This is a genomic window from Roseovarius sp. (assembly GCF_018066915.1).
In the GTDB taxonomy this organism is placed as follows: domain Bacteria; phylum Pseudomonadota; class Alphaproteobacteria; order Rhodobacterales; family Rhodobacteraceae; genus Roseovarius.
Window position 1 is genome coordinate 1 of the sequence record NZ_JAGPVV010000251.1, and the last position, 13772, is coordinate 13772.

14 protein-coding genes are annotated in these 13772 nt (G+C 62.0%); 12 read left to right on the forward strand and 2 right to left on the reverse strand.

The annotated features are described in order from the left end of the window. Positions 1-45: 45 nt before the first annotated feature. On the reverse strand, positions 46-465 hold the full coding sequence (locus tag KBT70_RS13740) for a hypothetical protein (protein ID WP_296634645.1): 420 nt from the start codon (positions 463-465) through the stop codon (positions 46-48). 23 nt (positions 466-488) lie between these two features. Continuing rightward, positions 489-1127: a hypothetical protein gene (locus tag KBT70_RS13745; RefSeq protein ID WP_296634650.1), complete on the reverse strand. Its 639-nt coding sequence runs from the start codon at positions 1125-1127 to the stop codon at positions 489-491. 562 nt (positions 1128-1689) lie between these two features. Between KBT70_RS13745 and KBT70_RS13750 the strand changes: the two genes are divergently transcribed. The 12 genes from KBT70_RS13750 to KBT70_RS13805 all read left to right on the forward strand — a co-directional run. Then, positions 1690-2334, forward strand: coding sequence for a precorrin-8X methylmutase (locus KBT70_RS13750; protein ID WP_296634656.1), 645 nt, complete (start codon positions 1690-1692; stop codon positions 2332-2334). Then, the gene (gene cbiE, locus KBT70_RS13755) at positions 2331-3542 is read left to right on the forward strand and encodes a precorrin-6y C5,15-methyltransferase (decarboxylating) subunit CbiE (protein ID WP_296634661.1); all 1212 of its coding nucleotides are present in this window, start codon (positions 2331-2333) and stop codon (positions 3540-3542) included. Before KBT70_RS13750 ends, cbiE begins: the two co-directional genes overlap by 4 nt. A gap of 53 nt (positions 3543-3595) precedes the next feature. Further along, positions 3596-4297 (forward strand): precorrin-2 C(20)-methyltransferase, encoded by a 702-nt coding sequence (gene cobI / locus KBT70_RS13760; protein WP_296634666.1) that lies wholly within the window; start codon positions 3596-3598, stop codon positions 4295-4297. Beyond that, complete coding sequence (gene cobJ / locus KBT70_RS13765; protein ID WP_296634670.1) at positions 4288-6105, forward strand: precorrin-3B C(17)-methyltransferase; 1818 nt, start codon at positions 4288-4290, stop codon at positions 6103-6105. Before cobI ends, cobJ begins: the two co-directional genes overlap by 10 nt. Continuing rightward, positions 6102-6875 carry a precorrin-4 C(11)-methyltransferase gene (gene cobM, locus KBT70_RS13770; RefSeq protein ID WP_296634675.1) on the forward strand — a complete coding sequence of 258 codons (774 nt, stop codon included), beginning with the start codon at positions 6102-6104 and terminating at the stop codon, positions 6873-6875. The genes cobJ and cobM overlap by 4 nt, the downstream gene beginning before the upstream one ends. Before the next feature lie 161 nt (positions 6876-7036). After that, positions 7037-7609, forward strand: coding sequence for an XRE family transcriptional regulator (locus KBT70_RS13775; RefSeq protein WP_296634678.1), 573 nt, complete (start codon positions 7037-7039; stop codon positions 7607-7609). An 8-nt stretch (positions 7610-7617) separates the two neighbouring features. After that, on the forward strand, positions 7618-8112 hold the full coding sequence (locus KBT70_RS13780) for a hypothetical protein (RefSeq protein ID WP_296634682.1): 495 nt from the start codon (positions 7618-7620) through the stop codon (positions 8110-8112). Beyond that, positions 8109-8729 (forward strand): LysE family translocator, encoded by a 621-nt coding sequence (locus KBT70_RS13785; RefSeq protein WP_296634685.1) that lies wholly within the window; start codon positions 8109-8111, stop codon positions 8727-8729. Before KBT70_RS13780 ends, KBT70_RS13785 begins: the two co-directional genes overlap by 4 nt. Then, positions 8726-9103, forward strand: coding sequence for a GFA family protein (locus KBT70_RS13790; RefSeq protein WP_296634689.1), 378 nt, complete (start codon positions 8726-8728; stop codon positions 9101-9103). The genes KBT70_RS13785 and KBT70_RS13790 overlap by 4 nt, the downstream gene beginning before the upstream one ends. 547 nt (positions 9104-9650) lie before the next feature. After that, on the forward strand, positions 9651-12095 hold the full coding sequence (locus KBT70_RS13795) for an FAD-dependent oxidoreductase (protein ID WP_296634694.1): 2445 nt from the start codon (positions 9651-9653) through the stop codon (positions 12093-12095). After that, the gene (locus KBT70_RS13800; protein ID WP_296634697.1) at positions 12092-13162 is read left to right on the forward strand and encodes a zinc-binding dehydrogenase; all 1071 of its coding nucleotides are present in this window, start codon (positions 12092-12094) and stop codon (positions 13160-13162) included. Before KBT70_RS13795 ends, KBT70_RS13800 begins: the two co-directional genes overlap by 4 nt. Next, positions 13159-13772: homocysteine S-methyltransferase family protein (locus KBT70_RS13805; protein ID WP_296634702.1), on the forward strand; the 614-nt coding region annotated here is incomplete at its 3' end. The genes KBT70_RS13800 and KBT70_RS13805, both read left to right, overlap by 4 nt.

Genomic DNA, 13772 nt, shown 5'->3' on the forward strand with positions numbered 1-13772 from the left:
TCTGATCTCCTTCTCGTCGAAGATCAGCAGACTGCAAATCGTAGCTTATGTCAGTGTCCGAATTTCGGGGGGCAGCTCACATAGCGCCCAGACATCATCTTCTGTCCGGTCAGAACCTGCGAAAGAGATGTCGAGTGTAACAATTCCATAGCGATCTGTGACCTGGTAGTTTGGGGTGTTATCGAGATCGTCGTGTAAACGGTCCAACCCGGTAATACCGGTCGAAGGAAATTGCCAAGTACCGAACGTGTAGCCTGCCAGTGCTCCTGCCGTAAGTCCAAGCGGCCCGCCGAGAAGGCCTAACCCCACCGCTGTTGTCCAAAACGTAGTGGGGGCTTGAACCTCGATCTCACGGTCGCCGTTTACCAACTGCAAGTGTCCCCAACCGAGAGTCTCTGAGTTCTGATCGGGAACCAAAAAATCCGTTGCGTCGATGAAGTTTCCTGCCAATGCAATTGTTGCCATGTCCCACCCCTAAAATAAAACCACTACTTTGATGTTTGCCCGTATGCCGTTCCCCACAGTTGCCCATCCTCGTTCCAGCTTGCGGAGAAGGTTTCTGCGTGCACGACCTTAGAGCACAGAAAATTGCTGGAGAAATTACGTGAGACGTAGCATTTTTCTGTCTCGCTCAGAAGATTCCCTGCCTTAACGCTGGTTGTGGCAACTTCAACCTGTCTGCCGTCGCGTACTGCCCGCCCCGAGCTGGTGTAGAGTTTCACTCTCCGCAACCCTTGCACCTCAAACCAACGTTTTGCAGCCATGGGGTTTCCGAGGCTCGAGAAAATTCGGAAAAGGCAGACCTCGATGACGGCTTTGGATCGCATCTTGCGCCAGTCGATCTGCGTCAGGTCTGGAGCGTCGTTCCGTTTCTCGGCAGGCAACAGACAATCCCGAACATCATCAAACCGCGCTGCTGCCCAACGGTCAGCATGTTTGATCGGTGGGTTGCCGTAAACCTTGTAAGGATCAGATTTCTCTGTGGCCAGATGGTCGTACTTGATCGTGCAACTGCCCGTGGATCGACATTCCGCCCTGGTGTCCTCTTCTGAGGCGTCCGCCAATGCGAACGTCGCGGTCAGGAGAACGAGTGCTGTAACGGGCAGAGCAAAGACACCAGTTTTCATCACTCATTCCCAAACAACGATCGACGCTCTGACGGCCTCCGCCCGGACAATCAAAGGTTGATCCGCCCGGCTTGTAAAGTACGGAAATCCTTACCGCCACGCAAATGCGCAGGATGATTGATGACAGGAACGCGCCGGACTGGAGATAATACCCGGTAATTCCCACATTCTTAGCGGGGTGCTTTCCGTGTCGTTCTGAGCTACACTCTATCGTTTGGACAGTATCTGGCGTAAATTAAGCTACTCTTTGCACCTGCTGATCGGGTTGGGTTTTGTCTTTTCATGAATTGTAACGAGAAAGCGCAAAGCCGCTGAAAATGGCCGCGTAAATTCTGCGAATGCACCGCGCCCAAAAGGGGGAGATTACCCTTGATTGGGGGGCGGTCACGGTATAACGCGGCAATTGTAGCTCTGCTTCACTGCCCTTCCAAAGATAGCAGAAACTGTGGATAAAAAAGTGGATGATAGAACTGGCAGCACTCCATCACCATGAAAAATATGAACTTTTTCTCTTGACAATACTCCCGCCGGAGGCTCTGACGCTCGCGGCATTCGCAAAGGCATGACAGTGCGCCCCTATGAAAAGAACCCCTCTGCCATCTACGAGATGAGCTTTGCCACCGTGCGCCAAGAGGCGCGGCTCGATCGGTTTGGCCCCGGCATGGAGGCGCTCGCGATCCGGCTCATTCATGCCTGTGGTATGGTCGAGGTGGCAGATCGTCTGGCGTTTTCAAGTGGGGCTTATGCGGCGGGCCATGCCGCCTTGCAGGCTGGTGCGCCGGTGTTTTGCGATTGCGAGATGGTGGGGGCTGGCATCATCCGCCGCTATCTGCCGCGCAACAATGAGGTGATCATCACGCTGAATGACCCCCGTGTGCCGGGGATCGCTGCGGGGATCGGCAATACGCGGTCGGCGGCGGCCGTTGAATTGTGGGCGGAACGGCTGGAGGGGGCTGTGGTGGCGATCGGCAATGCGCCCACCGCGCTCTTTCATCTGCTCGAGTTGCTCGACGAGGGCGCGCCGCGCCCGGCGCTGATCCTTGGTTTTCCGGTGGGGTTCGTCGGGGCCGCCGAGAGCAAGGCCGAACTGGCGGACAACCCGCGCGGCTGCGAATTCGTAGCCCTGCGCGGCCGTCGTGGCGGATCGGCGATGGCGAGTGCGGCGGTCAATGCGCTTGCCGCCGGACTGCCGGAGGTGGGCGCATGACGGGCAACGTGGACCCTTGGCTGCATATCGTGGGCATTGGCGAGGATGGGATGGATGGGCTCTTGCCCGCGACCCGCGCTATTGTCGAGGCAGCAGAGGTGATTGTGGGCGGTGAACGGCATCATCATCTCTCTGAGGCCGTGCGCGCCGAGCGGATTGCCTGGCCGTCGCCATTTGATGCGTTGACGGACCTCTTGGCCGGGTTGCGCGGGCGGCGTGTGGTGGTGTTGGCCACGGGCGACCCGCTGTGGTTTTCGGTCGGGGCGCGGATCGGGCGGTCCTTGCCGTCCTCCGAGATTGTCTATCACCCGCAGCTGTCGGCGTTTCAGCTTGCTGCGGCGCGGATGGGCTGGAGTATGGCGGATCTCGAAACGCTGACCGTGCATGGCCGCCCCGTCGAGCAAATGATCGCCTTTATTCAACCCGATGCCCGGCTCTTGATCCTGACCACCGGGGCCGAAACACCTGCGCAGATCGCGCGGTTTCTGACCGAGCGCGGGTTTGGGCAATCGCGGCTGACGGTACTGGCCAATATGGGCGGGGCCGAGGAGGCGCGGTTTGACGGGCTGGCCGAAGGCTGGGCGCATGTGGTGCCGCCCTTCAACACGCTGGCAGTCGACTGTGTGGCAGCACCCGAGGCCGCGTTGATGCCCCGTGTGCCGGGGTTGGCGGATGATCTCTTTCAACATGACGGCACCATGACCAAGCGCGAGGTGCGTGCCGCCACACTGGCCAAGCTGATGCCGATGCGCGGCGCGCTCTTGTGGGATATCGGCACCGGTTGTGGATCGGTCGCGGTGGAGTGGATGCGCGGCGCGCGCTATGCCCGCGCGATTGGCATTGAGCCGCGCGCGGATCGGCGCGCGATGGCGGCGGCGAATGCCTTGGCGCTTGGGGTGCCGCGGCTGGAATTGATCGAGGGTCGCGTGCCCGAGGCGTTGGCAGGGCTTGATGCCCCCGATGCGGTCTTTATCGGCGGTGGGCTGTCGGAGGCCGTGTTTGATGCGGCCTGGGGCGCGCTGCGGCCCTTGGGGCGGCTCGTGTGCAATGCCGTGACGCTGGAGAGCGAGGCCGTGTTGGTGGCGCTTTACAAGCGCCACGGCGGCGAGTTGGTAAAATTGCAGGTCAACCGGGCTGAGCCGGTGGGGGGGCTGACCGGTTGGCGGCCACTCATGCCGGTCACGCAATGGAGCCTCGTGAAGCGATGAGCGGCGGGCGTTGGAATTGAGCATTTTTGGAACGATGAAAGGCGGGCGCGCGCATGGCTGGTAAGCTCTTTGGCGTGGGTCTGGGGCCGGGCGATCCGGAGTTGATGACGCTGCGGGCGCATCGGCTGATTTCGGGGGCAAAGGTCGTGGCCTATCCGACATTGGCGGGCGGCGAGAGTTTTGCCCGCGCGATTGCCGCCGGCGCGATTGCGCCGGGTGCGCGCGAGATCGTGATGGACGTGCCGATGACGGTCGAGCGGGCCCCGGCGCAGGCGGCCTATGACCGGGGGGCCGCCGAAATCGCCGAAGCGCTCGATGCGGGCGACGATGTGGTCTGTCTTTGCGAGGGCGATCCGTTTTTCTATGGATCGTTCATGTATCTCTTTGCCCGGCTGAGTGGGCGCTATGAGGTTGAGGTGGTGCCCGGTGTCACCTCGATTGCCGCCTGTGCGGCGCGGGCGGGGCGGCCACTGGTCGCGCGCAATGAGCGGCTGACGGTGCTGCCGGGGCCGCTGCCCGAGGCGGAGTTGCGGGCGCGGATCGAAGGGGCCGAGAGTGTCGCCATCATGAAGGTGGGGCGGCATCTGGCCAAGATCCGGGCGGTGATCGACGATCTGGGGTTGACCGCGCAGGCAGTTTATGTCGAACGCGCGAGCCTGCCCGAAGAGGTGGTCTGCCCTCTGGCGCAAGCCCCTGAAAAGGCGCCTTATTTTTCAATGATTCTGCTCACGAAAGGGGCCGATCCATGGCTGTGAGACCTGTTGTTCTGGCGCTGAGCCGCTCTGGTGAGGCGGTGGCGCATCGCGTGGCGGAACTGATTGGCGGCGATGTGCATGGGCGCGAGGGGCGTGTGGAACAGGCTGCTGCGTGGTTTCCCAATGCGCTCGATCATGCGCGGGACCTCTTTGCCGCCGGGGTGCCGGTGGTGGGGGTTTGTGCGAGCGGGATTCTGATTCGGGCGGTTGCGCCGCTCTTGAGTGACAAGCGGGGCGAGCCGCCGGTGGTGTCCGTGAGTGACGATGGGTCTGTCGTTGTGCCGCTTTTGGGTGGGCATCGCGGTGCCAATCGTCTGGCAGCGGTGATCGCCCAAGGTTTGGGCGCTGTGGCGGCGGTGACGACGGCGGGGGATGTGGCGATGGGTGTGGCCCTAGATGCGCCGCCCACGGGCTACCGGCTGGCCAATCCCGATGACGCCAAGGCGGCGATGGCGGCGATGCTGGCGGGCGAGGGTGTCTGCGTCACGGGCGAGAATATATTTGATATCAAGGATATAGGTGGCGCTGTCGAATTGGTGGTGAGCGAGGCGCCGGTTGCGGGCAATGATCGGCGGCTGGTCTATCATCCGCAGCGTTATGCCCTTGGGTTGGGCTGTGCGCGGGGATGTGGAGCCGAGGAACTATGGGGTTTGGTCTGTCGGACGCTGGAGGAGGCCGGGATTGCGCCGGGGGCGGTGGCCTGTGTGGCGTCGATTGACCTCAAGGCCGATGAAAGTGCGATGAATGTGGTGGCGCGGCGGTTGGGCGTGCCCTTCCGCCTTTTCACGGCGGTGGAGTTGGAGGCCTATGCCGGGCAGTTGGCGAACCCGTCCGAGGTGGTCTTTGCCGAGGTCGGATGCCATGGCGTGTCCGAGGGGGCGGCGCTGGCCTGTGGTGGTCAACTGGTTGTAGAAAAACGGAAAACCGCCAATGCGACCTGTGCGCTGAGCCGGTCAGAGGCGGTCATTACCGAGATGCCGGGGCGGGCGCGGGGGCGGTTGAGCGTGCTGGGCATTGGCCCCGGTCAGGCGAGTTGGCGGACGCCGGAGGTGTCGCGGCTTGTCGCTGAGGCTGACGAGTTGGTGGGCTATGGCCTGTATATCGACCTCTTGGGACCCTTGGCGGCGGGGAAGGCGCGCAGTGATTTTCCGCTGGGAGGCGAGGAGGCGCGGTGCCGTTATGCGTTGGAACAGGCGGGACAGGGAAAGAACGTTGCGCTGATTTGTTCAGGAGATGCAGGTATTTACGCGATGGGGGCGTTGGTTTTCGAGTTGCTCGACCGAGGCCCGGAGGCGCAAGGTGTCAGTGACGCGGCGCGGCGGGTTGAGGTTGTGTGCTCGCCCGGTGTGTCGGCGCTTCAGGCGGCGGCGGCGCGGGCGGGGGCGCCGCTTGGGCATGATTTCTGCACAATTTCGCTCAGTGACCTATTAACGCCGCGCGAGGATATCATTCGGCGGTTGAATTCTGCGGCGGAGGGCGATTTTGTGATCGCTTTCTACAATCCGGTGTCCAAGACGCGGCGGACTTTATTGTCCGAGGCGCGGGATATTTTGCTGAAACACCGCCCGGCGGATACGCCGGTGCTGTTGGCAAGCTCGCTTGGGCGGCCCGAAGAATCCATACGCTACAGGCGCTTGGCCGATTTGCAGGTGGATGAGGTGGATATGTTAACGGTCGTGCTGGTGGGGTCGTCCAACAGTCGTCTGGCGCAGTTGGGCGAGGGGCCGCGCATGTTCACGCCGCGAGGCTATGCGCGCAAGATTGATGGTGATCTGGCTGAGGTCAAAACAGGGAAGGCATTGAAATGACGGTCTATTTCATCGGTGCAGGGCCGGGTGATCCGGAGCTTTTGACCAAGAAGGCGGAGCGCATCATCGGGCAATGCCAAGTCTGCCTCTATGCCGGGAGCCTTGTGCCGGCTGAGGTTGTGGCCGGTGCGCCCGAGGGGGCGCTGGTGATGGACACCGCGCCGATGACGCTGGAGGATACCCACGCGGTGATTTTAGAAAGCCATACCAAGGGCTTGGACGTGGCGCGGGTGCATTCGGGCGATCCGTCACTCTATGGTGCGATTGCGGAACAAATTCGTAAACTTCGGGCTGATGGCATTGAGTATCAGATCATTCCGGGGGTTCCGGCCTATGCGGCGGCGGCGGCGGCGCTGGGGCAGGAATTGACCGTGCCGGAAATCGCGCAAAGCATTGTTTTGACACGGGTTTCCATGAAATCCACGTCGATGCCCGAGGGTGAGACGCTGGAGAATTTCGCGCGCACCGGGGCGACGCTGGCGATTCACCTTGGTATCCGTAACCTACGGGAAATACACAGAATTTTGGCACCCTACTATGGCGATGACTGTCCTGTGGTGGTGGCCTACCGGGTGGGGTGGCCGGATCAGATGTTTATCCGGGGCACGCTTGCGGACATTCACGCCAAGGTCCGAGCCGAGAAGATTACCCGTACCGCGTTGATTCTGGTGGGAAAAGTTCTGGGCGAGATCACCGATTTCAAGGATAGCGCGCTCTATGATCCGGGTGTGCCGCATGTGCTGCGGCCCAAGGTGGCGGCGAAGGCGTAGACCTTACGTTTCGTAAGGTTTGTAAGGGGATTTTGTGAGGTCGGGGCAGGCATTGCGCGCGGGTGCGCGCGTGCCTGCAAATTCTTCGTGAAATATCAGTTGATTTTTTCACGGAATCGGCGCAGCGTGAAAATTGAGCGGAATTTTTCACGAGACCCCCGATGCATCAGAGTGAGATCAATGCGATGCGCAGCCTTGGCGCGGACCTGCGCGCGTTGCGCAAGGCGCGCGGGCTGACGCTCGCGGCACTGGCCGATATGCTGGGGCGGTCGGTCGGCTGGCTGTCTCAGGTCGAGCGCGATCTGTCGGAACCGTCGATCAGCGATCTGCGGCAGGTGGCCGAGGTGTTGGGCGTGCCGATGTCGCTGCTCTTTGGCCATGCGAGCGCGCCCGCCGAGGAACAGGGCTATGTGGTGCGGGCAGGCGCGCGGCGACCGATGGGGTCGGGGGAGGAGGGGTTGATCGAGGAGTTGCTCTCGCCGGACCTGACGGACGATTTCGAGGTGATCCATTCGACCTTTCGCCCCCGGTCCAAGATGCAGCGCCCGGCGCAGCGCCCGACTCAGGAGGTGGGCTATATCCTGTCGGGGCGGCTGGATCTGAGCATCGGCGGGCGGAAATTCACCGTCGGTCCCGGCGACAGTTTCCGGTTTCGCGGCGAGCCCTATGGCTGGGCCAACCCCTATGACATCCCTTGCGTGGCGATCTGGGTAATCGCCCCGCCGGTGTATTGAGGGGCGTCATGCGGATTGGATGGAAAGGCTGGTTTGTTGTCGCCTTCATGGCCTTTTGGGTATTTGGGATGACCACGGGTTTTGCGAATGGTGCGTGTCTCAAAGGATTGAGTACTCCGGAAAAGACGGCACGGGCCTGTGCGATTGGGCTGACCGGTTTGAAAGCGGTCTACAACATCGGACAACCCTACAAGGATTCTGATGCGGAGCTGTTCACGGCTACGGCAATTGCACGGGCGCAGGTAGGTAAGCACGAGACAGTGCAGGCGCTTTTGGAGACCGCATTGGACCGGGTGATGCTGGCATACCGGAGGGTGCAATACAAAGGCCTGATGGTTGACGTGAAAGGGGAGCAAGTTCCTGAAGTGGTCTTGAATGTACTTCAGAGGCTCTATGCCGAGGATGTGCCACCCTACGTGCAGGACACCTGGTGGCGCATCGTTGAGCGGCGAAAGCCGGAATTGGCTGCACTCTTTCGGTCTGATGCGGAGGTTGTCCAATGAGCTTTGAAGCCTGGACCGTCTTTGCGCTCTTCTGGGTGGTGTTTGTCACCACGCCGGGGCCGAATGCGGTCAATTGCATTACCAACGGCATGACCATCGGGTTTCGGCGCAGCCTGTGGGGGGTGTTGGCGATCCTGACGCAAGCCACTCTGTTCCTGAGCCTGTCGGCGGCGGGGGTGACGGCGCTGATCGCGGCCTCGCCTGTGGCGTTTCAGGTGGCCAAGCTGATCGGGGCGGGGTTCCTGATTTACCTCGGGGTGCGGGGCTGGATTCTGGCGCGGCGACCTGTTGAGGCGGGGGAGGCCCCGAAAGGCTCGGTCTATTGGCGGGCCTTGGCGATTGCCACGATCAACCCCAAGAGCGTGGCCGGGTATCTCGCGGCGTTTAGCCAATTCGTGCAGCCCGATGTGCCGATTGGCGCGCAGATGTGGGTGATTTTCCCCACGGCGCTGAGCCTCACGACGCTGAGTTATGTGGGCTATTGCGCGCTTGGCGCGGGCCTTGGGCGTGCCGCGCTGGGGGCTGTGTTCAATGTCTGGCTGCGGCGGGGGATGGCCGCCTGTTTCGTGATCTATGGCGTGGCCTTGGGCGGCGCCACAACACCGGGGAGGGGATGATGCTGAAAGGATCGTGTCTGTGTGGAGATGTGACATTTACAGTGACGGCCGCGCCTGAGGGGGTGAGCGCCTGTCATTGCGGGCAGTGCCGCAAGCAATCGGGGCATGTCTGGGCCTCGGCCTATGTGGCGGCGTCGGATTTGAGTATTTCAGGACCGGTGAGTTGGTATGAGGCGAGTGAAATCGCCAAGCGCGGGTTTTGTCCCAAGTGTGGCTCGTTCCTGTTCTGGAAGGCGCATGATGAGGACACCATGAGTTTCGCGTTGGGGGCGCTGGAGGCGCCGACCGGGCTGCGGTTGGAGAAGCACATCTTTGTCAAGGACAAGGGTGATTATTACGACATCGCGGATGGCGTGCCGCAGACGGATCAATAGAGAGTGGGAGTTTTTTGAATGGGAGCGTTCGATAGAATAGCTTGGCACACTGACCTGCCTGATTTGCCAGAAGAGATCAAACCGTGGTCCTTGGGATTTCAAACGAAGTGCTTGCCACGGTCCTGCCAACGCATTTTCGAAGTGACTCCAGAGGGCAAATTGCAGGAACGCAAGTATGTTGGCCCAGTCGCGTCGTACAAAGACGACCTTGAGGTGTTAGCCCGGAGGGTTCAGGCGGAGTCTGTCAGTCGCAAACTGCGGTATGAAAGCGGTGCCATGCTCGACCCTAAGGATTACGCTACGATACCATCAGATTATTCCGGAGATACTAAGATCACGAGTATTTATGGTCGCCCCCACAACGGCAGGCTGACCTATAATGTAAACTTCCAGAATGGGACTGTGCAATCAGTTGAACTGATAGAACACATCAAACCAGACCCAAATGCATGGGACGATATGCAGTCGAAGCGGAAAGCTTCGGGGCGGCATTTTGTCGTTACGTCGATCAACGATGAGACCGATATATCAACGGAGTCAAACTAAAATGGCGGAATTTCCGGGCACGGCGCGGGTTGTGATCATCGGCGGGGGCGTGGTGGGCGCGTCCTGCCTCTATCATCTGGCCAAGGCTGGGTGGGCGGATTGCGTTCTTTTGGAAAAGAACGAGTTGACCGCTGGCAGCACCTGGCATGCGGCGGGCAATGTGCCGACGTTTTCGACAAGTTGGTCGGTGATGAACATGCAGCGCTATTCCACCGAGCTTTATGCGCGGCTGGGAGCGGAGGTGGATTATCCGATGAATTACCACCAGACGGGATCAATCCGGCTGGCGCATAGCCGCGAGCGGATGCAGGAGTTTCAGCGCGCGCGGGGGATGGGCAAGTATCAGGGGATGAACCTTGATATTCTGGGCGTGGACGAGATCAAGGCGCGCTATCCGTTTCTGGAGATGCATGATCTGGCGGGGGCGCTCTATGATCCCAATGATGGCGATATTGATCCGGCACAGGTGACGCAGGCGCTGGCCAAGGGGGCGCGCGACATGGGGGCGACGATCCTGCGGTTCACGCCCGCGACCGGCGTGCGGCGCGAGAATGGGGAGTGGATTGTTGCCACCGAGAAGGGCGAGATCCGCTGTGAGTATGTGGTCAATGCCGCCGGATACTATGCGCAGCGAGTCGGCGAATGGTTCAAGCCCTATGGCGGGCGCACGGTGCCGATGATGGTGATGAGCCATCAGTATCTACTGACCGATGAAATCCCGGAATTGGAGGCGTGGAGCCGGGCGCAGGGGCATAAATTGCCGCTGCTGCGTGATGTCGACAGCTCCTATTACCTGCGACAGGAGAAATACGGGCTGAACCTTGGCCCCTATGAGCGCAATTGCAAGGCGCATTGGGTGAAGCCCGAGGACCCGATGCCGGAGGATTTCAGCTTTCAACTCTACCCCGACGATCTGGAGCGACTGGAGTGGTATATCGAGGATGCGATGGCGCGGGTGCCGTTGCTGGGGGAGGCGGGGATTTCCAAGGTGATCAATGGCCCCATCCCCTATGCGCCGGATGGTCTGCCCTTGATTGGCCCGATGCCGGGGGTGCCCAATGCGTTCGAGGCGTGTGTCTTTACCTTTGGCATCGCGCAGGGGGGCGGGGCTGGCAAGGTGCTGGCGGAATGGGTCACAGAGGGCGCGACCGAGTGGGACATGTGGGCCTGTGATCCGCGCCGCTATACCGATTACACCGACCCGGAGTATTGCGTGGCCAAGGGGATGGAAGTTTACGGCCATGAATATGCCATGCATTTCCCGTGGCACAGATGGCCTGCGGCACCGGATCGCAAGGTTTCGCCGGTGCATGACCGCGTCAAGGCGCTGGGCGGGGTGATGGGGGTCTATAACGGCTGGGAGCGGGCCAATTGGTTTGCGAAGCCCGGCGATGACACGTCAGAGGCGGCGACGCAGACATGGGACCGCGCGGGCCCTTGGGAGGCGCGTATCCGCGAGGAATGCGAGGCGGTGCGGGATGCTTGTGGCGTGCTCGATCTACCGGGGTTCACGCGGCTCTGGATCGAGGGGGCGGGGGCCGATAACTGGCTGCGCGGGTTTGTGACGGGGGGATTGCCCAAGGTGGGGCGGATGAACCTTGTCTACGTCGCCGACACGCGGGGGCGGATCGTGACGGAATTTTCCTGTATCCGGCTGAAAGAGGACAGTTTTGTGCTGATCACGGCGGCCACGGCGCAGTGGCATGACGGCGAATTGGTGCGCCGTGCGCTGCCCGAGGGGCTGAGCCTGCGCGAAACCACGACGGAGCGCGATGCGCTGCTCTTGGCGGGGCCGAAGAGCCGCGAGATTCTGGCGGGGCTGACCGATGCCGATCTGAGCCTGCCGTGGCTGAGCCATCAGCATGCGACCGTCGCGGGGCAAAAGGCGTTTTTGATGCGGGTGAGCTTTACCGGCGAATTGGGCTGGGAAATCCATGCCGAGAACGCGGCGATTCCAGCGATCTATGAGGCGTTGATGGCGGCGGGGGTTAAACCCTTTGGCATGTTTGCGCTGAATAGTTTGCGGATCGAAAAGGGCTATCGCGCGTGGAAAGGTGATCTCAGCACCGATTATTCGATGCTGGAGGGGGGGCTGGACCGGTTCGTCAAATTCGACAAGCCGCAGGATTTCCCTGGCAAGGCGGCGATTTTGGCCGAGAAGCAGCGGGGCGTGAAGAAACGCTTTGTCACGCTGATCGTCGAGGCCAAGGCGGCCGATGCGCCCTATATGTCGACGCTCTGGCATGAGGGGCAGATCGTGGGCGAGACCACGAGCGGTGCCTGGGGTTACCGGGTGAATGCGAGCGTGGCCTTGGGTATGCTACGCGCTGATCTGGCGGTGCCGGGGACCGAAATCGAGGTTGAGATATACGGGGAACGCTGCCGCGCGGTGGTGCAGCCCGATGCGCCGCTCTGGGATGCGGGGAATGAGCGGTTGCGGGCATGACCCTGCCTGAGACCATGCGCGGTGTTCTCCTCATGCGGCACGGCGGGCCTGAGGCCTTGGCGTGGCGCGCGGATATTCCGGTGCCACGACCCGGCCCCGGCGAGGTTTTGGTGCGGGTGCGGGCGGCGGGGGTCAACAACACCGACATCAACACCCGCGAAGGCTGGTATGCGGCGGAGGTGACCGGGGCCACGGGCGAGACGGCGGACGGTGTGGAGCGTGGCGGCTGGGCGGGCGCGCTGGCGTTTCCGCGCATTCAGGGCGGCGATCTCTGCGGTGAGGTGGTGGCGCGGGGGGCGCAGGTCGAGACCCCTGCGCTGGGCGCGCGCGTTACTTGCCCGATCAATATTCCGCGCCCGACCAAGGAGAATCCGGTCGGATTCATCGCGCTGGGTTCTGAGATTGACGGGGCCTTTGCCGAGTATTGCCTGATGCGGGCCGATGATCTCTATGATGTGAGCGATGTGCCGCTCTCGGATATCGAAATTGCCGCGATCCCATGCGGCTTTGGCACGGCGCTGGGTCTCTTGGATCGGGCGGGTGTCGGGCCGGGGCAAGAGGTGTTGATCACCGGGGCGTCGGGCAATGTCGGCCTTGCAGCGGTGCAGCTTGGGGCGGCGATGGGCGCGCGTGTGACGGGTATTTCCGCGCCCGCCAAGGCGGCGGTGTTGCGCGAGGACGGGGCGGCAGAGGTGATCGCGCGCGACGCGCCCTTGCCGCAGGAACGTTTTGACGCGGTGATCGACCTTGTGGGCGGTGCGGGCGTTGCCGCTCTGATTGATGCGCTACGTCCCGGTGGGCAGTATGCCGTGGCCGGTGCCGTTGCCGGGCCGAGGATCACGGTCGATCTGCGGCGCGTTTATCTGCGCGACATCACCATCCATGGCTGCACCTATCAGGCGCCGGAGGTTTTTGCCCGGCTGATCGAGATGGTGCGTGCGGGGCGCGTGCGCCCTCGGATTGCCGCCACCTACCCGTTGCGCGACATCGCCCGCGCGCAGGCGGATTTTCAAGCCAAGACCCATGCTGGGAAATTGGTGCTTTTACCCCCGGAGGACGAACAATGACTGAAATCACGCTGCTCGATGGCTCTATCGGGCAGGAATTGGTGAAACGCTCGGGCGACCGGGCGACGCCGCTCTGGTCGACGCAGGTGATGATTGACCATCCCGGGATCGTGCGGTTGGTGCATGACGATTATTTCGCGGCGGGGGCCACAGTGGCCTCGACCAATACCTATGCGGTGCTGCGCGACCGGTTGGCGCGGGTGGGATTGCAGGATGAGGTGGCGCGGCTGACGGATGTGGCGGTGTCGGCAGCGGTGGCGGCGCGGGATGCGCATGGATCGGGACGGGTTGCGGGGGCGATCGGGCCGCTGGTGCAATCCTATCGCCCGGACCTCTGCCCGCCTGCCACTGAGGCGGCGGCGGCCTATGCCGAGAATGTGGCGCTGCTCAAGGATCGGGTGGACCTGATCCTGTTGGAAACCATGGCCTCGGTCGATCAGGCGCGCGGCGGATTGATGGCGGCGGGGCTGAGTGGCTTGCCGGTCTGGCTGGGCGTCACGGTGATGGATGACGATGGCACGCGGCTGCGCTCGGGCGAGGCGCTGGGTGATCTGGCAGGGCTGGTGGCCGAGTTTGCGCCGGAGGCTGTCTTGATCAACTGCACGCGGCC

Bases quoted from the DNA above. Each gene is read 5' to 3' on its own strand.
- KBT70_RS13745 (WP_296634650.1), bottom strand. From the start codon at position 1,127: ATGAAAACTGGTGTCTTTGCTCTGCCCGTTACAGCACTCGTTCTCCTG.
- cbiE (WP_296634661.1), top strand. From the start codon at position 2,331: ATGACGGGCAACGTGGACCCTTGGCTGCATATCGTGGGCATTGGCGAG.
- cobI (WP_296634666.1), top strand. From the start codon at position 3,596: ATGGCTGGTAAGCTCTTTGGCGTGGGTCTGGGGCCGGGCGATCCGGAG.
- cobM (WP_296634675.1), top strand. From the start codon at position 6,102: ATGACGGTCTATTTCATCGGTGCAGGGCCGGGTGATCCGGAGCTTTTG.
- KBT70_RS13780 (WP_296634682.1), top strand. From the start codon at position 7,618: ATGCGGATTGGATGGAAAGGCTGGTTTGTTGTCGCCTTCATGGCCTTT.
- KBT70_RS13785 (WP_296634685.1), top strand. From the start codon at position 8,109: ATGAGCTTTGAAGCCTGGACCGTCTTTGCGCTCTTCTGGGTGGTGTTT.
- cobJ (WP_296634670.1), top strand. From the start codon at position 4,288: ATGGCTGTGAGACCTGTTGTTCTGGCGCTGAGCCGCTCTGGTGAGGCG.
- KBT70_RS13800 (WP_296634697.1), top strand. From the start codon at position 12,092: ATGACCCTGCCTGAGACCATGCGCGGTGTTCTCCTCATGCGGCACGGC.
- KBT70_RS13750 (WP_296634656.1), top strand. From the start codon at position 1,690: ATGACAGTGCGCCCCTATGAAAAGAACCCCTCTGCCATCTACGAGATG.
- KBT70_RS13795 (WP_296634694.1), top strand. From the start codon at position 9,651: ATGGCGGAATTTCCGGGCACGGCGCGGGTTGTGATCATCGGCGGGGGC.
- KBT70_RS13740 (WP_296634645.1), bottom strand. From the start codon at position 465: ATGGCAACAATTGCATTGGCAGGAAACTTCATCGACGCAACGGATTTT.
- KBT70_RS13775 (WP_296634678.1), top strand. From the start codon at position 7,037: ATGCATCAGAGTGAGATCAATGCGATGCGCAGCCTTGGCGCGGACCTG.
- KBT70_RS13790 (WP_296634689.1), top strand. From the start codon at position 8,726: ATGATGCTGAAAGGATCGTGTCTGTGTGGAGATGTGACATTTACAGTG.